Origin of the sequence: Curtobacterium sp. S6 (assembly GCF_000710345.2) — a bacterium.
Lineage (GTDB): Bacteria > Actinomycetota > Actinomycetes > Actinomycetales > Micrococcaceae > Rothia.
Map to the genome: position 1 here is coordinate 470,902 of NZ_JHEL01000015.1, position 20,407 is coordinate 491,308.

At 65.2% G+C, this 20,407-nt stretch carries 17 protein-coding genes and 2 tRNA genes; 4 read left to right on the forward strand and 15 right to left on the reverse strand.

Going from position 1 to position 20,407, the window contains the following annotated elements; genetic code table 11:
- Positions 1 to 73 precede the first annotated feature (73 nt).
- Positions 74 to 463, forward strand: coding sequence for a membrane protein (locus CURSPS6_RS04345; RefSeq protein ID WP_030014400.1), 390 nt, complete (start codon positions 74 to 76; stop codon positions 461 to 463).
- On the opposite strand, the gene cobA is transcribed toward CURSPS6_RS04345, so the two are convergent.
- From cobA to CURSPS6_RS04380, 7 genes are all read right to left on the reverse strand, one after another.
- Positions 431 to 1,684, reverse strand: a complete 1,254-nt coding sequence (gene cobA / locus CURSPS6_RS04350) for a uroporphyrinogen-III C-methyltransferase (RefSeq protein WP_030014401.1) — start codon at positions 1,682 to 1,684, stop codon at positions 431 to 433. The two genes, CURSPS6_RS04345 and cobA, sit on opposite strands and share 33 nt — an antisense overlap.
- Before the next feature lie 12 nt (positions 1,685 to 1,696).
- On the reverse strand, positions 1,697 to 3,076 hold the full coding sequence (locus CURSPS6_RS04355) for a sulfate adenylyltransferase subunit 1 (RefSeq protein WP_051687625.1): 1,380 nt from the start codon (positions 3,074 to 3,076) through the stop codon (positions 1,697 to 1,699).
- Positions 3,076 to 4,053, reverse strand: a complete 978-nt coding sequence (gene cysD, locus CURSPS6_RS04360; protein ID WP_082470062.1) for a sulfate adenylyltransferase subunit CysD — start codon at positions 4,051 to 4,053, stop codon at positions 3,076 to 3,078. The genes CURSPS6_RS04355 and cysD overlap by 1 nt, the downstream gene beginning before the upstream one ends.
- A complete protein-coding gene (locus CURSPS6_RS04365; protein WP_030014405.1) occupies positions 4,035 to 4,730 on the reverse strand; it encodes a phosphoadenylyl-sulfate reductase in 696 nt (231 codons plus the stop codon). Before CURSPS6_RS04365 ends, cysD begins: the two co-directional genes overlap by 19 nt.
- A 2-nt stretch (positions 4,731 to 4,732) precedes the next feature.
- Complete coding sequence (locus CURSPS6_RS04370; protein WP_030014406.1) at positions 4,733 to 6,454, reverse strand: nitrite/sulfite reductase; 1,722 nt, start codon at positions 6,452 to 6,454, stop codon at positions 4,733 to 4,735.
- Positions 6,455 to 6,587: 133 nt separating this feature from the next.
- Entirely contained in the window at positions 6,588 to 7,295 is a 708-nt protein-coding gene (locus CURSPS6_RS04375) for a sirohydrochlorin chelatase (RefSeq protein WP_051687626.1), read from the reverse strand.
- Between the two features lie 37 nt (positions 7,296 to 7,332).
- The gene (locus CURSPS6_RS04380; RefSeq protein ID WP_030014409.1) at positions 7,333 to 8,121 is read right to left on the reverse strand and encodes an SDR family oxidoreductase; all 789 of its coding nucleotides are present in this window, start codon (positions 8,119 to 8,121) and stop codon (positions 7,333 to 7,335) included.
- A 127-nt stretch (positions 8,122 to 8,248) separates the two neighbouring features.
- Here CURSPS6_RS04380 and valS point away from each other — a divergent pair, with 127 nt between their 5' ends.
- Positions 8,249 to 10,867, forward strand: a complete 2,619-nt coding sequence (gene valS / locus CURSPS6_RS04385) for a valine--tRNA ligase (RefSeq protein WP_030014410.1) — start codon at positions 8,249 to 8,251, stop codon at positions 10,865 to 10,867.
- A gap of 113 nt (positions 10,868 to 10,980) precedes the next feature.
- Positions 10,981 to 12,441, forward strand: coding sequence for an LssY C-terminal domain-containing protein (locus CURSPS6_RS12290; RefSeq protein WP_235503670.1), 1,461 nt, complete (start codon positions 10,981 to 10,983; stop codon positions 12,439 to 12,441).
- Here the strand turns inward: CURSPS6_RS12290 and CURSPS6_RS04395 are convergent.
- The 7 genes from CURSPS6_RS04395 to CURSPS6_RS04425 form a co-directional block, all read right to left on the reverse strand.
- A complete protein-coding gene (locus CURSPS6_RS04395) occupies positions 12,438 to 13,058 on the reverse strand; it encodes a DsbA family protein (RefSeq protein WP_030014413.1) in 621 nt (206 codons plus the stop codon). The genes CURSPS6_RS12290 and CURSPS6_RS04395 overlap by 4 nt on opposite strands.
- 74 nt (positions 13,059 to 13,132) lie before the next feature.
- On the reverse strand, positions 13,133 to 13,621 hold the full coding sequence (locus CURSPS6_RS04400; RefSeq protein ID WP_030014414.1) for a hypothetical protein: 489 nt from the start codon (positions 13,619 to 13,621) through the stop codon (positions 13,133 to 13,135).
- A gap of 189 nt (positions 13,622 to 13,810) precedes the next feature.
- Positions 13,811 to 15,103 (reverse strand): ATP-dependent Clp protease ATP-binding subunit ClpX, encoded by a 1,293-nt coding sequence (gene clpX, locus CURSPS6_RS04405; protein WP_030014416.1) that lies wholly within the window; start codon positions 15,101 to 15,103, stop codon positions 13,811 to 13,813.
- 276 nt (positions 15,104 to 15,379) lie between these two features.
- Positions 15,380 to 16,063: an ATP-dependent Clp protease proteolytic subunit gene (locus tag CURSPS6_RS04410; RefSeq protein WP_051687627.1), complete on the reverse strand. Its 684-nt coding sequence runs from the start codon at positions 16,061 to 16,063 to the stop codon at positions 15,380 to 15,382.
- A 61-nt stretch (positions 16,064 to 16,124) separates the two neighbouring features.
- Entirely contained in the window at positions 16,125 to 16,727 is a 603-nt protein-coding gene (locus CURSPS6_RS04415) for an ATP-dependent Clp protease proteolytic subunit (RefSeq protein WP_030014420.1), read from the reverse strand.
- Positions 16,728 to 17,085: 358 nt separating this feature from the next.
- Complete coding sequence (gene tig / locus CURSPS6_RS04420; RefSeq protein ID WP_030014421.1) at positions 17,086 to 18,417, reverse strand: trigger factor; 1,332 nt, start codon at positions 18,415 to 18,417, stop codon at positions 17,086 to 17,088.
- Positions 18,418 to 18,571: 154 nt separating this feature from the next.
- Positions 18,572 to 18,644 (reverse strand) — tRNA-Pro (locus tag CURSPS6_RS04425).
- A 117-nt stretch (positions 18,645 to 18,761) separates the two neighbouring features.
- On the opposite strand from CURSPS6_RS04425, the gene CURSPS6_RS04430 reads away from it, so the two are divergent.
- Positions 18,762 to 18,835: transfer RNA gene (locus CURSPS6_RS04430), tRNA-Gly, on the forward strand.
- A gap of 60 nt (positions 18,836 to 18,895) precedes the next feature.
- On the opposite strand, the gene CURSPS6_RS04435 is transcribed toward CURSPS6_RS04430, so the two are convergent.
- Positions 18,896 to 20,350: an 8-oxoguanine deaminase gene (locus tag CURSPS6_RS04435; RefSeq protein WP_082470068.1), complete on the reverse strand. Its 1,455-nt coding sequence runs from the start codon at positions 20,348 to 20,350 to the stop codon at positions 18,896 to 18,898.
- Positions 20,351 to 20,407 lie beyond the last annotated feature (57 nt).

The following is a 20,407-nucleotide window of genomic DNA, read 5'->3' on the forward strand; positions in this document are numbered from 1 at the left end:
CCTCTCAGTCTAGGCAGATGGGTCAGTCCTGTCTAACCCCTCGTCACGAAAAAACGGCTCCTATACTGGGACGATGACGAACGAGAAACAGAAGCGCCGCGCCCACAGATCCGCACGCTTCCAGGGGATAGCCCTGGGTGCCATGGGAGTACTCCACGGTCTCCGCCCCGAGCCCTTCGACCGTTTGATCCCCCCGCGCCTTCCCGGCTCGGCACGACTCTGGACCCTCGGCTCGGGCGCGCTGGAGCTGGGGGTCGCCGGGCTTCTGCTCTACCCGCGCACCCGGCGCATCGGTGGACTCGCCGCGGCCGCACTGTACGTGGGCGTATGGCCCGGAAACTTTCAGATGGCATGGGATAGCCGCGGGGCCTCTCCCACCGCTCAAGCCATCGCGTGGGGCCGTCTGCCGCTGCAGCTTCCGCTGATAGCCTCAGCCGTGCAGGTCTACCGACACGTCAGGTGAGATTCGCCTCGTCGAATCCGGGTAGCCGGGCGACAGGCGCACGACCTCGCCCACCACGATCACGGCCGGGGACGTGACGCCGACCCGTTTGGCCTGGTCCGCAATGTCACTCAGCCGCCCGAAGGTGGTGCGCTGGTGCTCGGTCCAGCCTCTTTCGATGATGGCCACGGGGGTCGACGCCGACCGCCCGGATCCCATGATCCCTTCGGTGGCCTGGGACAGCTTGGCGACGCCCATGAGGAGGATGATCGTGTGATCGTCCCGCTGGGGAAGAGCCTCGATCTGCTGGTGTCCGGTCACCACGGTGAAGCCCGCGGCGACCCCGCGGTGCGTCACGGGTATGCCCGCTGCCGCCGGCACGGAGATCGCGGAGGTTACCCCGGGGACGACCTCGGTGGGAACGTCGTGCCGAGCGCAGTATTCCGTTTCCTCGCCGCCGCGCCCGAGGACGAAGGGGTCGCCGCCCTTGAGGCGCACCACGCGATGCCCCTTGCGGGCCTCGCGGACCAGGATCTGGTTGATCTCGTCCTGGGTCACCGGATGATTCCCGGGACGTTTTCCGACCTCGATGACCCGCGCGGTCTCGGGCAGACGGTCCAAGATTTTCCTCGGGCCCAGTCGGTCGGCGACCACGATGTCGGCCGAGGCCAGCAGGAATCGACCGCGAACGGTCAGCAGTCCGGTGTCTCCCGGTCCGCCGCCCACCAGGGCAACGGTGCCCGCGGGCTGGTGAGACGTCGCCGCGCCTCCCTCTCGCCGGGCCTCGCTGGGCAGCTCCCCCGTTTCTAGCGCCGCGCGGATCTCCGCGGCGACCGCGACCGCGCGCTTCGGATCGCGGCTCGCGTTGATGCCGACCGTGACCCCATTGAACCGGGCCACGGCCGGTACGTGCGCGCTTGCCTCGTCGGGATCGCCTCCCTTAACGCAGAACGTGCTCCGCGACTCGGCCTCCAGCGCCACGGCATCCTGCGTCTCGGGGTCCGAGGTGTGCGCGAAAACGAGCCACGCGCCGTTCACGTCCGTGGTGTGAAACCTCCTCCGGTGCCAGGTCAGCCTTCCCCGGTGGCTCAACCGGGCGATGGATTCCTCGACGTCCGGGGAGACCACGTGCACATCGGCCTGCTCGGCCACGAGAGCCTCGAGGCGACGGGCCGCGACGGGTCCCCCGCCGACGACCAGCACGCGGCGCCCGGCCAGGGACAGGCCCAGGGGGTAAGTCATGATGCGTACCTGCTATTCGCTTGATTCCAGCCAGTCCCCGAATTCCTCGGGTTGCGGCACGGGCTGTCGGGAGGCGATGCCCGCGCCCCAGGTATCACCCGACCGGGGATCGATGACCAAAAAGGCCCCGGTATGGCGGTGGGCTTCGTAATCTTCGACCGGTAGCGGAGAGGCCGTCCGGATCGTGACGGAACCGATGTCGTTCAGACCGAGCGACGCGGCCGGCCGTTCGGCGAGGTCCTGCAGGTCCAGGCGGCCACCGATTTCCGTGATAATCGCCTTGACGGTGGCCGTTCCGTGCTTGACCAGGACCTTACTTCCGGCCGTGATCTCCCGGTCGGACAGCCACGCGACCCGGGCGTCGAAGGTGCTCAGCGTCGGCGGGGCCGTCGCGGCGGCACACAACATGGTCCCCCGCGAAATGTCGAGGTCACTGTCGATCTCCACCGTGACGGCCTGGGGCGACCGGGCGGTCTCCATCCGGTGACTCCCGTTCCACAGCGCCGTGACGTGGGCCGTGGTTCCCGTTGCCGCGATCTGGATCTCGTCCCCGACGCGGATCGCCCCGGAGGAGACCTGTCCGGTATAGCCCCGGAAATCGCGAAAATCATCGGGGTCCAGGCCCGGCGCCAGGCCGCCCTGCGGCCTGATCACGGACTGGACGGCGAGCCGGAAGGGTTCGGCCGACCGCATCACCTGGGACTTGTCGGGAAGGCTCTCCAGGAGCCCGAGAAGGGTTGGCCCCGAGTACCACGGCGTGCGATCGGAGCCCGTCACGACGTTGTCCCCCTTGAGGGCCGAGACCGGGACCGCGGTGAGGCGTCCGTCGACGCCGAGATCATCCGCGATCGACTGAAGATCGTGCGTGATGGCGCGATAGGCGTTTTCGTCGTAGTCCACCAGGTCGATCTTGTTGACGGCCACCACGACGTGGGGAACCCGCAAGAGCCTGGTCACGGCGAGGTGTCGGCGCGTCTGTTCCAGGACACCGTGCCGCGCGTCGACCAAGAGGACCACGGCGTCGGCGGTCGACGCTCCCGTGACGGTGTTCTTGGTGTACTCGACGTGGCCGGGGCAATCGGCCAGGACGAAGTTTCTGGTGTCGGTCGCGAAGTATCGATACGCGACGTCGATCGTGATGCCCTGCTCCCGCTCGGCCCGGAGGCCGTCCGTGAGCAACGCCAAATCGAGCCCTTGCTCGTCGTCGCCGAACCCGCGCTCCGCGGAGGTGCGGGCGACGGCGTCCAGCTGATCGGCCAGGATCGCCTTGGCATCGTACAAGAGCCGCCCCACCAGGGTGGACTTTCCGTCGTCGACGGAGCCGGCCGTGGCGAAGCGGAAGAGCGTGCGGGTCCCCTCGGCCTTCGCGGCGAGGGTATCGGTCGTGGTCATTAGAAATAGCCGTCCTTTTTGCGATCTTCCATGGCTGCCTCGGAGATCCGGTCGTCCGCCCTGGTCGCGCCGCGCTCGGTCACCGTCGAGACGGCGACCTCCTGGACGATCTCGGGGGTGGTCGTGGCCGTGGACTCCACGGCCCCGGTGCAGGACATGTCCCCGACGGTCCGGTACCGCACGAGACGCGGCGAGACGGCCTCCTCGGGAGTGGGCTGCGAAAACTCCCCCACGGCGCGGATCATGCCGTCCCGCAGGAACGTCGGGCGCGTGTGTGCGTAGTAGAGCTCGGGCAGCTCGATGTGCTCGCGCTCGATGTACCGCCAGACGTCGAGTTCCGTCCAGTTGGACAGCGGAAACGCCCTGACGTGCTGGCCCGGCGTGTGACGACCGTTGTACAGGTTCCACAGCTCGGGACGTTGGGATCGGGGGTCCCACTGCCCGAAGTCGTCCCGCAGGCTCAGGACGCGCTCTTTCGCGCGGGCCTTGTCCTCGTCGCGTCGCCCGCCGCCGAATACCGCGTCGAAACCGTGGTCCGAAATGGTCTCCAGCAACGGGACGGTCTGCAGCGGGTTGCGCGTCCCATCCGGGCGTTCCGCCAGTTCGCCGCGGTCGATGTAGTCCTGCACCGAACCGATGACCAGCCGGGTCCCGAGACGCTCGACGGTCCGGTCCCGAAAGTCGAGCACCTCCGGAAAATTATGTCCGGTGTCGATGTGCACCAGCGGAAACGGGATCTTCGCCGGGAAGAACGCCTTGGCCGCAACGTGCGTCATCACGACGGAGTCTTTACCGCCGGAAAACAGCATGGCCGGTCGCTCGAATTCGGCGACGACCTCGCGGATGATGTGGATCGCTTCGGCCTCGAGGATGTCGAGGTCGGTGAGCTCGGCGGTCGGTGCCTCCGCGGTCAGGTGAGGTGAGGTGGTCACAGTGCCCTCCGGGGACGAGAAGCGGTTCACAGGTGGATTCCGCATTCGGTTTTGGCGAGCCCGGCCCAACGACCGGCTCGGGGATCTTCGCCCTCGGCAACGGGGCGGGTGCAGGGTTCGCAGCCGATCGACGGATACCCATTGGTCAGCAACATGTTGACCGGTACCCGATGGTCGGTCGCGTAGTCGACGAGGTCGTCAAAGCTCCACGTCGCCAGCGGGTTGACCTTGATGAGCCCGTGGGTTTCGTCCCACGTCACCAGGGGCGTCTCGGTTCTCGTGGGGGACTCGTCGCGGCGTACGCCCGTGAACCACACGGTGTAGCCCTCCAGCGCCTTGTTGAGGGGGACGACTTTTCGCATCCGGCAGCACTCCGCGGGGTCCCGAGCGAAGAGGTCCTTGCCGTATTGCTCGTCCTGTTCGGCCACGGTCAGTTCGGGGGTCAGGTCGACGACGTTGACGTCGAGGCTCTCCTGCACGAGGTCACGGGTTCCCAGCGTCTCGCCGAAGTGGTACCCGGTGTCCAGGAACAGCACGTCGACGCCGGGCATCCGGTCGGCGACGAGCGCCGGGAGCACGGCGTCGGCCATCGAGCACGCGACGGCCACCTGGTCGGTCGAGAAATTCTCGGCGACCCAGGCGATGGTTTCCTGCGCGGAGGCGTCCCAGCCCAGCGCGTCGGCCGCCTGCTCGGCGGAGTCTTTCATTGCGGTCTCGGTCATGCTCACGTCAGGTCCTCCTCGGCGGCGTTTTTGGCCCAGCGGGCGAATGATTCGCCCTCGGCGTGGTTGTCGATGTATCGGCGAACGAGCCTGTCGACGTACGGGGCGACGTCGTCGGAGGCGACTTTCAGCCCCCGAACGGTACGGCCAAGTTCCCCAGTCCCATCGTTGTGGTGATTGGCCAGGCCCCCGCCCAGATGGACTTGAAAGCCTGAGGTCTGTCCACCGTCGCCGTCCGGGATCAGCTGGCCTTTCAGCCCGATGTCGGCGGTTTGAATGCGGGCGCAGGAATTGGGGCACCCATTGATGTAGAGGCTCAGCTGCTCCGGAAGCTGCTCCCGCACATCGGCGAGTCGCTCCTCCAGCTCGGCGATGACGCGCGTCGCGGTGTCCTTGGTGTCCACGATCGCGAGTTTGCAGAATTCCAGTCCGGTGCAGGCCATGGTGTCCCGTCGGAAGACCGAGGGCGTGGCCTCGAGCCCCAAGGCCCGGGCATCGGCGACGAATTCCTCGGTCCGTTCCGGCGCGATGTCCAGCACGACCAGCTTCTGATAAGGGGTCGTCCGCAGACGTTCCGTGCCGTATCGCTCCATGAGTTCGGCGAGCGCGGTGAGCGTTCCGCCGTTGACGCGGCCGACGACCGGGCTGAGCCCGACGTAGTAGTTGCCGTCCTTTTGGCGGTGGACTCCCACGTGGTCGCCCGTGTGGGAGGGAGCGGGAGGTTCCGGTCCGTCGGCGAGCGCGTAGCCGAGGTATTCGGTTTCGAGGACCTCCCGGAATTTTTCCGGGCCCCAGTCGCTCATGAGGAATTTGAGGCGGGCTCGGTTGCGGAGCCGTCGATAGCCGTAGTCCCGGAAGATGCGGATCACGCCGTGCCAGACGTCTGCTGCCTGGTCGACGCTCACGAAGGCCCCGAGGCGCAGGGCGAGTTTGGGGTTGGTCGAGAGCCCTCCCCCGACCCACAGGTCGAATCCGGGTCCGAGTTCTGGGTGAACGACGCCGATCAGGGAGATGTCGTTGATCTCGTGGACGACGTCTTGGCTCGGGTGGCCACTGATCGCGGTCTTGAATTTGCGGGGCAGGTTGGACAGTTCGGTGTCGCCGATGAAGCGTTCGCGGATCTCGTCGATGACGGGCGTGGGGTCGAGGATTTCGTCGTCGGAGACGCCCGCGACGGGCGAGCCGAGGATGACGCGGGAGACGTCGCCGCAGGCTTCGGTCGTGGAGAGACCGACGCTTTCCAGCCTGCGCCAGATCTCCGGCACGGATTCGATCTCGATCCAGTGCAGTTGGATATTTTGCCGATCCGAGAGGTCGGCGGTTCCGCGACCGAATTCTTCGGAGATTCCGGCGATGGTGGACAGCTGTTGGCGGGTCAGTTGTCCCCCGTCGATGCGGATCCTCATCATGAAGTAGCGATCTTCGAGTTCACGGGTCTCGAGGGTCGCGGTGCGGCCGCCGTCGATTCCGGGGCGTCGCTGGGTGTAGAGGCCCCACCAGCGGAAGCGGCCGTGGAGGTCGTCGTCGCTGATGGCGTCGAAGCCTTCTGCGGCGTAGGAGTTCTCGATGCGTTCCCGGACGTTGAGCCCGTTGTCGTCGAGTTTGAATTCCTCGTTGTGGTTCATCGGGGCGGTGCCGTCGATTTTCCACTGAGCGTTGGGCCGCTTGGAACGAGGCTTCTTCTCGTTGGACCCGTGTGCGGATTCCCGTGTGTCTGCAACCATGGTGGAACTCTAGAAACACTGGCTGGCTTGGCGATAGTCCTGTCTCAACACGCATCAACACAAGGTCTCGCGAGGTCACACAACGGGATGTGACGGGGTACGGCGCGTCTCGGGTTTCGCCGAGATTCGGTGCTCAGGTTTCCGGGGCCGACGTCGCGGCGTCCCACCGTTGGCGGGCGCGGCGCAGGGCCAGGTGGGCGACGAGGTCGAGGGAGCTGGGGTCCTTCAGGGACATGAGCGGCTCGGTGGTGGCCGCCTCGGTGCCTTCGAGCCTGTCGTGGAACACGCCGGGGGCGAGGATGTAGGAGGAGACATAGACCTCCCGTGCCCCTTCGTCGCGGAGGGACGCGACGGCCTCGTCGATGCGGGGTCGTGCTGCTGCCCCGTACCCGATGGTCACGGTCGTTCCGAGTTCGCCGGCCAGGTATTCGGCCTGTCGTTCCGCGGCGTCTTGCCCTTCGGCGAGGGAGGAACCGACGACTCCCATGATGACGTGTTTGCCGGGGCGCCAGCCCCGCTCGCGGAGCCTGCGGGCTTGGAGGCGGGCCAGGTCGGGGTCTGGGCCGAGCGGGTCGGCGATCAGGGCCGGACGGTCGTGTCCTAAGCGCGCGGCGGCCTCCACCAGGTCCACGCTCGTGTGGTAGCCGGCCGAGAGCAGCAGGGGGACGATGATCGCGTGCGCCCCCGGGGGCAGCGCCGCCACGACGTCGCCGACCCGCGGGTGTTGCACGTCCACGGAGGCGGGGTGCACGGGGTGGTCGCACCGGCGGGAAATCTTCTCGACGAGCGCGGCGATCGTTTCTTGTCCGCGGGGGTCTCGGGTGCCGTGCCCGGTGGGCACGAGGTGGCTCCCCCGGGGTGCTGGGTTTTCCACCGGGTTATGCGTCCGTGGTCCGGATGAGCTTGTGCTGGGCCGGTTGCGCGACGGGCCTGACGGTCATCTGGTCCAGGTTGACGTGGTGCGGCAGCGTCAGGGAAAACACGGCGATGCGGGCGACGTCTTCGGCGGTCAGGGGCTTGTCGACGCCGCGGTAGACGTTGTCGGCGGCCTGCTGATCGCCGCCGAGGCGGTTGAGGGAGAATTCTTCGGTGTGCACGAGTCCAGGCGACAGCTCGATGACGCGGATATTGTTCTCGGCCTCTTCGAGGCGTAAGGCCTGGGTCAGGGCCCGTTGCCCGGATTTGGCGGCGTTGTACCCGCCGCCGCCCTCGTACCCCGCCTCGGCCGCGGTCGAGGTGAGGTTGAGGATGCTGCCCTCGCCATTGGCCCGCAGGGAGGGCAGGAAGGCCTGGACCATATTGAGGGTTCCGATGACGTTGAGCTGATACATCGCGGTCCAGTCCCGAACGCTTCCGTCGGCCACCGCGTCCGTGCCGATCGCGCCGCCGGAGACGTTGACCAGCGCGTCTACTCGGCCCTGTTCCTGGATGACCCGTTCGGCGAGTTCTCCGACGGCCCGCGCGTCGGTCACGTCGAGCGGGTGGGGCAAGGCCCCGGTGGCCGCCGCGAGCTCTTCGAGTCGTTCCGTGCGGCGTGCGACGGCATAGACGGTCCACCCCTGCTGGGAGAGCTGGCGGGCGGTTTCGCGTCCGATTCCGGAGCTGGCCCCGGTCACGACGGCGACCGGGGCAACGTTGCGCGTCAAGAGTTCGGTGTTATTTGTCATGGCGCCAGCCTACAAACGCCGTGGGTCGCTCACGGAAACATTGCGGGATGCGTACGCACAGGTCGCGTGGGTGACGGCACGGCCCGCCGTACGGACCCTAGGGGCGCGAGCGTGAGAGAATGACGCCATGGCTGATTACACACAGGGCACAGACACGCCCAATACGGTGACCGTCCCCGATAAGCCCGGACTCGAAGGGCTCGAGGAGAAATACTCACGGCAGTGGCGCGAGGAAGGAACCTACGCGTTCGACGAGAACACCGACCGCGCCTCGGTCTACTCGATCGACACCCCGCCTCCGACGGCGTCGGGCTCCCTGCACGTCGGCCACATGTTCTCCTACACGCAGACGGACGTCATCGCCCGCTACCAGCGGATGTCGGGCAAGAACGTGTTCTATCCGCTCGGTTGGGACGACAACGGGTTGCCCACGGAGCGCCGCGTCCAGAACTACTACGGCGTTCGGTGCGATCCGACCAAACCGTACATTGAGGGTTACCGTCCGCCGGAGAAGCCTGCCAAGAACCAGCGCGACTGGGACGTCGTCTCCCGCGCCAATTTCATCGAGTTGTGCGAAGAACTCGCCGTGGACGACGAGAAGGTCTTCGAGCACCTGTTCATGACCCTGGGTCTCTCGGTGGATTGGAACCGCACCTACCGAACGATCGACGATCATTCGCGCAAAGTCTCGCAGCTTGCTTTCCTCAAGGATCTCGAGGCGGGCAACGCGTACATGGCCGAGGCCCCCACGATGTGGGACGTCACGTTCCGCACGGCCGTCGCCCAGGCGGAGCTCGAGGATAAGGAACGCGACGGCGCGTACCACCGCGTGTCCTTCCACCGTCCCGACGGCGGGAAAGTCTGGATCGAGACCACCCGGCCCGAGCTGCTTCCCTCGTGCGTGGCCCTCGCGGCCCACCCGGAGGACGAAAGGTATCAGGACCTTTTCGGAACCACCGTGACCTCGCCCTTGTTCGGCGTCGAGGTCCCCGTGAAGGCCCACGAGCTGGCCCAACCCGATAAGGGCTCCGGCATCGCGATGATCTGCACGTTCGGCGACACGACCGACGTCACCTGGTGGCGAGAGCTCAACCTCGAGACCCGGGCCCTGGTGGGCCGCGACGGTCGTTTCGCCCGGGAGACCCCCGAATGGATCGCCGACGCGGAGGCGCGCGAACGCTATGAGCGCATGGCCGGCGCGACGGTCTTCTCGGCGCAAAAGGCCGTGGTCGAGATGCTCACCGAGGCCGGCGAGATGGAAGGCGACCCCAAACCGATCAAGCACCCGGTGAAGTTCTACGAAAAGGGCGACAAGCCCCTCGAAATCGTCACCTCACGCCAGTGGTACATCCGCAACGGGGGCCGCGACGCCGACCGCCGGCAGGACCTGATCGATCGCGGCCGCCAGATCCAGTGGCACCCGAGCTTCATGCGCTCCCGCTACGAGAATTGGGTCGAGGGCCTCAACGGGGACTGGCTCATCTCCCGCCAACGCTTCTTCGGCGTGCCGTTCCCCCTGTGGTACTCCCTGGACGAGAACGGCGATCCCCGCTACGACACCCCGCTCGTGCCGAGCGAGGAGCAGTTGCCGGTGGACCCGGCCGCTCAGGCGCCCACGGGCTACGACGAGTCCCAGCGCGATCAGCCCGGCGGCTTCACCGCCGACCCGGACGTCTTGGACACGTGGGCTACCTCCTCCCTGACCCCGCAGATCGCCACCGGGTGGGCCGTGAACCCCGAATTGCACCGGGTCACGTTCCCGATGGACCTTCGCCCCCAGGGGCACGACATCATCCGAACCTGGTTGTTCAGCTCCGTCGTGCGGGCGGAGACCCTGGCGGGAAGCGTTCCGTGGACCAACACCGCGCTCTCCGGCTGGATCCTGGATCCCGACCGGAAGAAGATGTCCAAGTCCAAGGGCAACGTCGTGGTCCCGGACGAGGTTCTGAAGAATCACGGGGCCGACGCCGTCCGCTACTGGGCCGCCTCGGCGCGCCTGGGCGCGGACACCGCGTATGACGAGGGCCAGATGAAGATCGGCCGACGGCTGTCCATCAAGCTGCTCAACGCGTCGAAATTCGTGTTGATGCAGGGAGTCGACGAATCCTCGGTCATCGGCCGGGGTGTATCGGCCGACGTGGTTTCCAACGGCCTGGACCGCTCCCTGCTCGCGCAGTTGCAGGACGTCGTGACGGCCGCGACCGAGGCCTTCGACAAGTACGAATACGCGCGTGCCCTGCAACTGACCGAGTCGTTTTTCTGGACCTTCACCGACGACTACGTCGAGCTGGTCAAGGACCGCGCCTACGGCGCTCGCGGTGAGGCCGAGCAGGCCTCGGTTCACGCGGCGCTGGCGACCACGCTCGACGCCGTGCTGAGGTTGTTCGCCCCGTTCCTGCCGTTCGCGACGGAAGAGGTGTGGTCCTGGTGGCGTGCCGGTTCCGTGCACCGCGCGGCCTGGCCGACCACGCAGGGTTGGTCCGCCATCGCCGACGCGGGCGATGCCGAGGTCCTCACGGTGGTGGGGCGGGCGCTCTCCGGACTCCGCAAGTCCAAGTCCGAGGCCAAGGTTAAGCAGCGCACCGAGGTGGCCTCCGCCACGATCTCGGGCCCTGCCGCCCAGCTCGAGCAGCTCCGGGCGGGCATCGGCGACCTCAAGGCCGCCGGCAACGCTCAGGATCTGACGCTGAACGATTCCGAGGGCGAGCTCGCGGTCACCGCCGTCGAGCTGATCCCCGGAGAATAGACCGGTTCCGGCCGCCTCCCGGGGAGAGCGGCTCGGCATCAGGTATGGTCAGTCGGCCCCGCAGTCACCGCCGTGAGTGCGGGGCCGACCCGTATCGGAAGAAAGAGGCAACCGTGCACGACGACCCGAATTATCCCGTGTACCAGGGCAATACCGACAAGAGGGGCGAGAGCCGCATCAAGCAGCAGTTCTCGGATGGCCGACGACTGTTCAATGGCTTCTCGGACCAGGTGTACTTCATCTTTGCCGGTATCGCCAGCCTCTGGCTCGCGGTCGTCTCCTTGACCGAGGCCGTTCACCTGAGCTGGTGGTCGGTGCTGTTCATCCTCGTGTTCTGGGGTTTGGCGTCCTACCTGACGCTGCCTCGGATGCACCGCATCCTCACCAACATCTACGTCCCGAATTACTTCTTCGGGCGGACCCAGACCGGCGATGGACTCCTGGGAGATCCGGTGAACCTAGCGCTGGTCGCGGAGGAAGACGACATCCACGAAGCGATGACGCGCGCCGGTTGGACCAAGGCGGAACCCGTGACCCTGAAGAGTTCGTGGCGCATCGTCGTCTCCTCGGTCCGGAAATCCTCCTACCCGGAGGCCCCGGTCAGCCCTCTTCTGCTGTTCGGGCGGCAGCAAGACTTCGCGTACCAGCAGGAGGTCGACGGCAATCCCAGCAAGCGGCACCACGTCCGCTTTTGGAAGACGCCCCAAGACTGGAGCCTGCCCGGAGGCAAGAAGGTCAACTGGTTGGCCGCGGCGACGTATGACAATGCCGTGGGCCTATCGCTGTTCACCTTTCAGGTGACCCACAAGGTCGACTCGGACACCGACCTCGAACGCGACTACGCCAAATCCACGATCCAGTACAAGAACCCCGAGGTCACCGACGAGGTCCTGGAAAATTTCATGGGCGACTACAACTCCCGCAACGGGGGTGGCGACCACATCAAGACGGACGGGAATCTGCCGATCTTGAACCTGGACGACGTGGTGCCCGGCAACCACGAGACCGAAACCGACCGGGACCCCGATCACAAGCACCGTAATCTCTCCGAGCTGGCGAAAAAAGCTCCGCCGGACGTCTGGGTGGCCGGCGCCCTCGTCACCCTGGTGGCGCTTCTGCAGCTCGGCCGCACGCTGATGCTGTATTTCAGGCCCGGGGTTCGGGACAATCTGGCCACCGACCTTCCCGCCGCGGCCTCACACTTTGCGACCAATACCGGCACCGAGTTTTGGACCTTCGTCGTGGCCGGCGCGTCTCTCCTGGTCACCGCGACGTCCCTGATCCAGATCCTCCTGGCGGTCAACGTCGTCCGAGGCCACAACCGTGCCCGGCAGATTCAGCTGGCCCTGCTGTGCCTGACCTTCGTGATCATCGCGGTCCAGATCGTGACCGACACGTCGGATTCCTCCACCGTGTACGCGGTCTTTGTGCTGATGGCCAGCCAGGTATTCGCGATGATCAACTACACTTCGGACGAGTCGCTGAACTACACCTGGGCCAGCACAGAGGAAAAGCGCCGGGCCAAGACGGCCCGGCGCTCCTCGCAACAGTCCTCGACGGACACCCAGGATTAGTCGAAGATCGGTCCGGTGGTCCTGGAACGCTTGAGTTCGAAGAAACCGGGATACGAGGCCAACGCCACGGCGCCGTCCCAGACCTTAGCGGCGTCTTCGCCGGTGGGTGCCGGGGACATGACCGGGCCGAAGAAGGCCGTCCCGTCGAGCGAGATGATCGGCACGCCGACGTCGTCGCCCACTAGCCCCAGCGCCCGCGCGTTGGACTCCCTGAGTTGCTCGTCGTAGGTCTCCTGGTCCGCGTAGTCGGCCAGCTCCGCGGGCAGTCCCACCTCGGACAGGGCGCGCTCTACGGCGTGGCGATACCGCTGACGTGAATCCTCTTCACCGGTGTTCTCCGGGTGAATCGCGGTGCCCACGGCGTCGTAGAAAGCCTTGACCTTCTCTTGGCCGGCCTGCTCACGCACGGCCATGGCCACGCGCGCCGGGCCGCTCGCGTCACTGATGTGTTGGCGGTACTCGGGGTCAAGGTCTTTGCCTTCGTTGAGGATCGCGAGGCTGAAGGGGTGCCAGGTGACCTCCACGTCGCGCAGCCGCTCGACCTCGGTCATCCACCGGGACGTCATCCAGGCCCACGGGCAAATCGGGTCGAACCAGTATTCTGCGTGCTGCGTCATGCTCTTCTCCTACCGTGTCGCTGATAGTTGCGCGAAATGCGCCATCGACAGGGATAACGAGCAGGTTCTCTGTTTTATGCCCGCCCGTGGTGAGCCAGATCCCGCGCGGCCTCGTCCCGGCGTTCGCGGGCGGTCCGGCCGCCCAAAGAGATTTCGCCGCGGCGCAACCGGAACATGCCGACGCCGTAGAGAAGTGCGGTGAGGGCCACCACGATCAGGGAAGCCCACCCGAGGAACGGTTTGATCGTGTCTTCGTATTCGAGGCTGACGCTACCGGTGCCGACCAGAACGCCCAGGATCAGCCAGGCGTACATCAGTCCGCCGATGAAGAGCAGGGCTTCGCCGGTCACCGTGTCCTTGGTCTGCACCTCGTGCTCGAAACCATGCCGGCTGTCGAAGCCGTACATGACGGCCCGGAGGCCTCCGACCGTCAGGAAAGCCACGGCGAAGGCACCGATCTGACCGCCGGCGGTGATCAGGCCCTGGTCTCGCATCACGGTCACCAAGAAGAAAGAGGTGGCCATGAGGAATACGGAAACGGCAATTCTGAAGATCCGGTGCATGTCATCTCCTCCAGTGCGTTCGTGCCGTTGCCGTGATCCAGCTAAGCACGCGCCACAGGCACGCTCAAGCTCACGGAAGAATCTTGATCAAACCGTGATCGGAATTGTTCGTTTCCCGCATTCCGTGACCATATCGTTATCGTTCTTTATGCCGAACATCACGACAAAGATCAATATTTACGGGAAAACCTAGGAGGCGTCTTTTTTCTCTTGTTCCGGGGCCCGAGTGATGATGGTCGGTTCGGCGCCGTCGGTGATGACCTTGTCCGTCACGATCACCTGGGCCACATCCTCGCGGGACGGGATATCGAACATGACGGACTGCAGGAGGTCCTCGAGGATGGCCCGCAGCCCACGCGCGCCCGTTCCGCGCTCCATCGCAAGCTCGGCGACGGCGCGCACCGCCCCGTCGTCGAACTCGAGCTGCACGTCGTCCAGGGCGAACATCCGCTTGTACTGCTTGATGAGCGCATTGCGGGGTTCCGTGAGAACACGGCTCAGCGTGTCGACATCCAGGCCTGAGAGGCTCGTCAGGACGGGAAGACGACCGATGAATTCCGGAATGAGGCCGAATTTCAAGAGATCCTCGGGCAGGAGTTTACGGAGAATATCCGACTCCTTGGAGGCCTGCTCAATCGGTGCGCCGAAACCGATGCCCTTCTTACCGACCCGGGAACCGACTATTTCCTCCAGCCCGGCAAACGCCCCGGCCACGATGAAAAGCACGTTAGTGGTATCAATTTGCAGGAATTCCTGTTGCGGATGTTTGCGCCCGCCCTGCGGCGGAACGGCGGCAACGGTCCCCTCCAGAATCTTGAGGAGCGCCTGCTGGACGCCTTCGCCCGAAACGTCCCGGGTGATCGAGGGATTCTCGGACTTTCGGGAAATCTTGTCGATCTCGTCGATATAGATGATGCCGGTCTCGGCCTTTTTGACGTCGTAATCGGCCGCCTGGATGAGCTTGAGGAGGATGTTCTCGACGTCCTCCCCCACGTAACCTGCCTCCGTGAGGCTGGTCGCGTCGGCCATCGCAAAAGGAACGTTGAGCTTTTTGGCCAGCGTCTGCGCCAGATAGGTTTTACCGGAGCCCGTCGGACCGACGAGGAGAATATTCGACTTGGCGAGATCGACGTCTTCGCCGCCGCTGGCCAGTAATGATTCGCCGCTCTGCGGCTTGGACGAGTCTTTGGCCTGGATCCTCTTGTAATGGTTGTAAACGGCCACGGACAGCGCCCGCTTGGCGGGTTCCTGACCGATCACGAATTCCTGGAGGTAGTCGAAAATCTCCCGGGGCCTCGGCAATTCCATTGAGGTGATCTCGGCGACTTCGGCCAGCTCTTCCTCGATGATCTCATTGCAGAGTTCGATGCATTCGTCGCAGATGTACACGCCGGGTCCCGCGATGAGCTTACGCACCTGCTTCTGCGACTTTCCGCAGAAAGAACACTTGAGTAGGTCGGTGCTTTCACCGATTCTCGACATGCTTGCTCCTCATTTCTGAAGGTGGTGCGTGACGGACATCGCGACACTACGTCGATGACTCGCCCTCCTAGGCTACAGGTTGCTTCGCCTCGTAGCACTCTCATCGGGCCGGTTACCGCGGTCTTCCTCCCCCGCCAATCCGGCTCGGAACCCCAGGAGCGGACGGGCTTTCCGCGAGGAATCCTTGCGTCACATGACAAAGGCGCCGGCCACCCGATCAACCCGGGCGGCCGACGCCGTGATGCCACCGGTACCGAGGTACCGTCGCGGAAGGGTCTAGTCCGCGGTGTTGATCTGCGGCTTGTTGATCTTACGGGAGTCCAGAACCTGGTCGATCAGGCCGTACTCCAGGGCGTCCTTGGCGGTCAGGATCTTGTCTCGCTCGATGTCCTTGTTCACCTCGGCGGACTTCTTGCCCGAGTGCAACGCGAGGGTGTCCTCGAGCCAGGTCCTCATCCGCATGACCTCGTTGGCGTGGATCTCGATGTCCGAGGCTTGCCCGCCCTGCTGACCGGCCAACGCGGGCTGATGGATCAGGACTCGGGCGTTCGGCAGGGCCAGGCGCTTTCCGGGGGTTCCCGCGGCGAGAAGCACGGAGGCTGCCGAGGCGGCCTGCCCGAGGCAAACCGTCTGAATCTCCGGGCGGATGTACTGCATCGTGTCGTAGATCGCGGTCATCGCGGTGAAGGAACCACCGGGAGAGTTGATGTACATCGTGATGTCGCGGTCCGGATCCTGCGCCTCGAGCACCAGCAACTGCGCCATGATGTCGTCCGCGCTGGCATCGTCGACCTGGACTCCCAGGAAGATGATGCGGTCTTCGAACAACTTCGCGTACGGGTCCTGACGCTTGTAGCCGTAAGGGGTTCGTTCCTCGAAGCTCGGAAGAACGTACCGGCTACCGGGCATCTCGACGCCGCCGGCCTGCGGCCCCTTCGACTGCGGTGAAGTGAAATTCATGTGTGTTTCTCCTACAAAAGTCTCTGACGTGGTCTTCCCGGGCTCTGGGCCGCGGGTTGTCCTACTTCTCGTCCTTGAGCGTTCCGCCGCCACCGGCCACGGTGTTGGCACTCTGCGCGATGTGGTCAAAGAATCCGTACTCCAACGCCTCGTCGGCGGTGAACCAGTTATCGCGGTCGTTGTCTTCCAAGATCTGCTCCACGGACTTGCCGGTCTGCTCGGCGGTGAGCTCCGAGAGGCGGCGCTTCATCGACAAGATCAGCTCCGCCTGCGTGCGGATATCCGAGGCGGTACCACCGATGCCGCCCGAGGGCTGGTGCATCAGGATACGGGCGTTGGGGGTCGCGTACCGCTTGCCCGGGGTTCCGGAGGACAACAGGAACTGCCCCATCGACGCCGCCATACCGGTCGCGATCGTCACGACGTCGTTCGGGATGAGCTGCATCGTGTCGTAGATGGCCATTCCGGCCGTGATCGATCCGCCGGGGGAATTGATGTACAGGTAGATGTCCGCGCTGGGATCCTCGGAGGACAGCAGAAGCATCTGCGAGCAGATGAGGTTCGCGTTGTCGTCGCGGACCTCCGAGCCCAACCAGATGATGCGTTCCTTGAGCAAACGGTTGTAGACGTGATCGTCTTGTCCGTTTCCAGCTTCCCGACTCATCGTCGGACGACCGCTGGACGCGTCCCGAACGGTGCTCTCGCCGTAAGGAAGGTTATGAGCCATTGTGCTTCTGACCTCTCTCGATGTTCGAAGTCGCCCACCTCGATGGCCTCAAGCCTGGTGGACCTCTTGTTCTGCATCCGACACTAGTAGCCACCGGGCCGGTAAGCGCGGGTGATCCACGATAGTTCGCTGATGGCGTTCCGGCAGGCCGCGATGGGTCCGAAGATGTCGCCCGTCGCCGTCACGAAGTGCGCGTCGGGTGCACAAAGGCGCCCCACCGAGTTCTCGATGGGGCGCCTTATGCACGATTCACCCGTCCGTCAGCACCCAAGGAGGGTACGGACGGGAAGAAACCTTAGGACTCGTCGGCGTCCTTCTCCGCCTCGACGGTCTCGCCGTCACCCTGAGGCTTGATGTAGGAGGACAGGTCCACGGCGTTGCCCTGGGAATCCACGACCTCGGCCTTCTCCAGAACGGCCGCAAGGGCCTTGGAGCGGCGAACCTCGCCGACCATCATTCCGGCCTGGCCCGAAGAGTCCAGCATCTGAGCGAACTGGTTGGGATCCATGCCGTACTGCGAGGACATCGAGATGATGTAGTCGATCAGCTCCGACTGCTCGACGCCGACCTCTTCCTGATCGGCGATGGCGTCCAGGACGACCTCGTTACGGAAGGCGCGCTCGGTGTTCTCACGAACCTCCGCGCGGTGCTCCTCGGTGTCGTGGTCCGGCTCGGCGTTTTCGTTGTTGAAGTGCTGCTCGATCTGGTCTTCGACGACCTTCTCGGGAACCGGAACCTCAACCATCTCGATCAGACGATCCAGGACCTTGTCGCGAGCGGCATTGCCCTGCTCGACGACCTTGCCCTGCGCGGCCTGCTTCTTCAGGTCTTCCTTGAGTTCGTCGATGGTGTCGAACTCGGAGGCCATCTGGGCGAAGTCGTCGTCGGCCTCGGGGAGCTCGCGTTCCTTGACGGCGGTGACCTTGACCTTGACGGTCGCGGCCTCACCGGAGTGCTCCCCGCCGGCCAGCGTGGTCTCGAAGGTTGCGTCCTCGTCGGCCGAGAGACCGGTGATGGCCTCGTCGAGTCCGTCGAGCATCGTGCCGGCGCCGACCTGGTACGACAGGTCGTTGGCGGCGTCGACTTCTTCCTCGCCGATCATCGCGTTCAAGTCGAGGGTCACGAAGTCGTCCTCGGCGGCGGGGCGCTCGACGGTCTTCAACGTGCCAAAGCGTCCACGCAGCTCGTCGAGGGCCTTCTGCTCGTCCTCGGCGGTGACCTCGGCGGCGTCGACCTCGATCTTGAGGCCGGAGTAGTCCGGCAACTCAACCTCGGGGCGGACAACAACCTGGATCGACACGGCGACGTCGGCTTCGCGCTCGTTCTCTTCCGGCTTCTTCTGCACCTCGACCTCGGGCTGAGCCAAAGGCGTCAACTCGTTCTCGGTCAAGGCCTGCTGGTAGAAACCGTTCAGTCCCTCGTTGAGGGCGTTCTCGACGACGAAGTCGAATCCGACTCGCTGTTCGATGAGCTTGTTCGGAATCTTGCCCTTGCGGAACCCCGGCATCTGGATCTGCTCGGCCAATTCCGTATAAGTCTTGGTGAGAAACGGCTTGAATTCCTCGAAAGGAACATCCACCTGGATCTTCGCCAGGGTCGGGTTCAGTTTCTCGACGGCGGTCTTCACGTCCGTTGATCTCCTACAAGTCGGGGTCAAAAACCGTCCGGCAGTCTGCCAGACGAGTCGAATTGCTCTGAATTATTCTGGTGTCAGAGTCGCACCGCGCTCGGCGCCCATGCTACCCGTCGGGGCAGTATCCACCGGTGCCGGTGTTCCAACGTCGGGGCGACAGGACTCGAACCTGCGATCTCCTGCTCCCAAAGCAGGCGCGCTAGCCACTGCGCTACGCCCCGTAAGGCAAAGGCTAGTTTATGCGCCAAATCGGGATTCCGCGAATTTTTCCCCCGACACGACGCTCGATCGATTTGACGAAGGGTCCGCCGGTGGGGTTATATAGTCGAGGTTCACACGGGGATGTAGCTCAATGGTAGAGCCTCAGTCTTCCAAACTGATTACGCGGGTTCGATTCCCGTCATCCCCTCCACATCGAAAGGCCCCGGCTGTTCTCAGCCGGGGCCCTTTCGCATCTGGCCGACCCACGCCCCTAACCGGCGACGAGCCTCCGGGCTTCCTCCCGATGTTCCGCGATCAATCGCTCGTGATCCAGACCGACCGCCCTGCCGTCGAGGACCCGCCACTGCCCGGCAATCATCACCCGGTCGGCCTTCTCTGCCCCGCACAACACGAGCGCGGGAATCGGATCGTGGGAGCCGGAGAACGACAGCCCATCGAGTCGAAACATCGCCAAGTCGGCCTGTTTGCCGACCTCGATGCGGCCGATATCGTCCCGGCCGAGCGCCGCGGCCGACCCGCTGGTGGCCCAGTCGAGAACACGCTGACTCGTCACGGCTTCCGCCCCGTACCGCAGCCGCTGGACATACAGCGCCTGCCGCACCTCACGCATCAGGTTCGACGCGTCATTGGACGCGGAACCGTCGACGCCGAGGCCCACCGTGACGCCGGCGTCTTCGAGCTCGACGGCCCTGGCGATCCCCGAGGCCAGCCTCATATTTGACGTTGGGCAGTGAGCCACCGACGCGCCGGCCCGGCCCAGGCGGGCGATCTCGTCGTCGTCGAAATGCACCCCGTGTGCCAGCCAGGTCCTGTCGCCGAGCCAGCCGACGGACTCCAAGTAATCGACCGTGCGCAGGCCGAAGCGTTCGCGGCAGAATTCCTCCTCGTCGAGGGTTTCCGCCAGGTGGGTGTGGAGCCGAACGTCCATGTCCTCGGCCAGCGTCGCGCTGTCACGCATGAGTTCCGTCGTGACGGAGAACGGAGAGCACGGCGCGAAGCCGATCTGCACCTGCGCCCCATCGCCACGCTCGTGATAAGCCTCCACGAGTCGCCGGGAGTCCTCGAGGATGACGTCGCTCTCCTGGACCGTCTGCTGCGGGGGCAGGCCACCGTCCTTCTCCCCCAGGGACATGGACCCGCGCGTCAGCATCGCCCGCATCCCGAGACGGCGGACCACACCGACCTGAACATCGATCGCGTCCTCGAGCCCGGTCGGGAAGAGGTAATGGTGATCGGCGGCCGTCGTGCACCCCGACTCGAGCAGTTCGGCCATGGCCACCGTGGTCGCCAGCTCCAGGGCCCGCGGCGTGAGCCGAGCCCACACCGGATAGAGATTGGTCAACCAGCCGAACAGGGGTAGGTCGGCCACCGGGGCCCAGGCCCGGGTGAGCGTTTGGTAGAAGTGGTGATGCGTATTAATCAGCCCCGGGGTCACGACGTGTTCCCGGGCATCGACGACCTCGCCGACGTCGACGGTCGGCTCCCGCCCCGCCGCGACGATCTCGACGATGCGCCCCGAGGCGGCGTCCACCACCAGGCCTCGCCCCGCGCGTGACGGATCGACGTCGCGTCCCAGGTGAACCGCGAGGGGATCCTTGATCCATACGGTCGAAGCCGTCGGCCGAGCCTGGGCGGCCGGGGTGGGCTGTGCCCCGCTGCCGGCCTTCGCATCCGCTCCGGGGGTGCCCCGATCCTCATCTGTCATGTCAGTCGCCTTTCCCTGCCGCGTCGATGGTTCCCTCGGATATTTCGAGGTGTGGCG

What these genes read in the sequence shown, in the direction of transcription:
- CURSPS6_RS04365 (WP_030014405.1), bottom strand. Translation starts at nt 4,730, where the DNA reads ATGACCGAGACCGCAATGAAAGACTCCGCCGAGCAGGCGGCCGACGCG.
- valS (WP_030014410.1), top strand. Translation starts at nt 8,249, where the DNA reads ATGGCTGATTACACACAGGGCACAGACACGCCCAATACGGTGACCGTC.
- CURSPS6_RS04345 (WP_030014400.1), top strand. Translation starts at nt 74, where the DNA reads ATGACGAACGAGAAACAGAAGCGCCGCGCCCACAGATCCGCACGCTTC.
- CURSPS6_RS04370 (WP_030014406.1), bottom strand. Translation starts at nt 6,454, where the DNA reads ATGGTTGCAGACACACGGGAATCCGCACACGGGTCCAACGAGAAGAAG.
- cysD (WP_082470062.1), bottom strand. Translation starts at nt 4,053, where the DNA reads ATGCGGAATCCACCTGTGAACCGCTTCTCGTCCCCGGAGGGCACTGTG.
- CURSPS6_RS04435 (WP_082470068.1), bottom strand. Translation starts at nt 20,350, where the DNA reads ATGACAGATGAGGATCGGGGCACCCCCGGAGCGGATGCGAAGGCCGGC.
- CURSPS6_RS04380 (WP_030014409.1), bottom strand. Translation starts at nt 8,121, where the DNA reads ATGACAAATAACACCGAACTCTTGACGCGCAACGTTGCCCCGGTCGCC.
- CURSPS6_RS04415 (WP_030014420.1), bottom strand. Translation starts at nt 16,727, where the DNA reads ATGAGTCGGGAAGCTGGAAACGGACAAGACGATCACGTCTACAACCGT.
- CURSPS6_RS04400 (WP_030014414.1), bottom strand. Translation starts at nt 13,621, where the DNA reads ATGCACCGGATCTTCAGAATTGCCGTTTCCGTATTCCTCATGGCCACC.
- CURSPS6_RS04355 (WP_051687625.1), bottom strand. Translation starts at nt 3,076, where the DNA reads ATGACCACGACCGATACCCTCGCCGCGAAGGCCGAGGGGACCCGCACG.
- CURSPS6_RS04410 (WP_051687627.1), bottom strand. Translation starts at nt 16,063, where the DNA reads ATGAATTTCACTTCACCGCAGTCGAAGGGGCCGCAGGCCGGCGGCGTC.
- CURSPS6_RS04395 (WP_030014413.1), bottom strand. Translation starts at nt 13,058, where the DNA reads ATGACGCAGCACGCAGAATACTGGTTCGACCCGATTTGCCCGTGGGCC.
- cobA (WP_030014401.1), bottom strand. Translation starts at nt 1,684, where the DNA reads ATGACTTACCCCCTGGGCCTGTCCCTGGCCGGGCGCCGCGTGCTGGTC.
- clpX (WP_030014416.1), bottom strand. Translation starts at nt 15,103, where the DNA reads ATGTCGAGAATCGGTGAAAGCACCGACCTACTCAAGTGTTCTTTCTGC.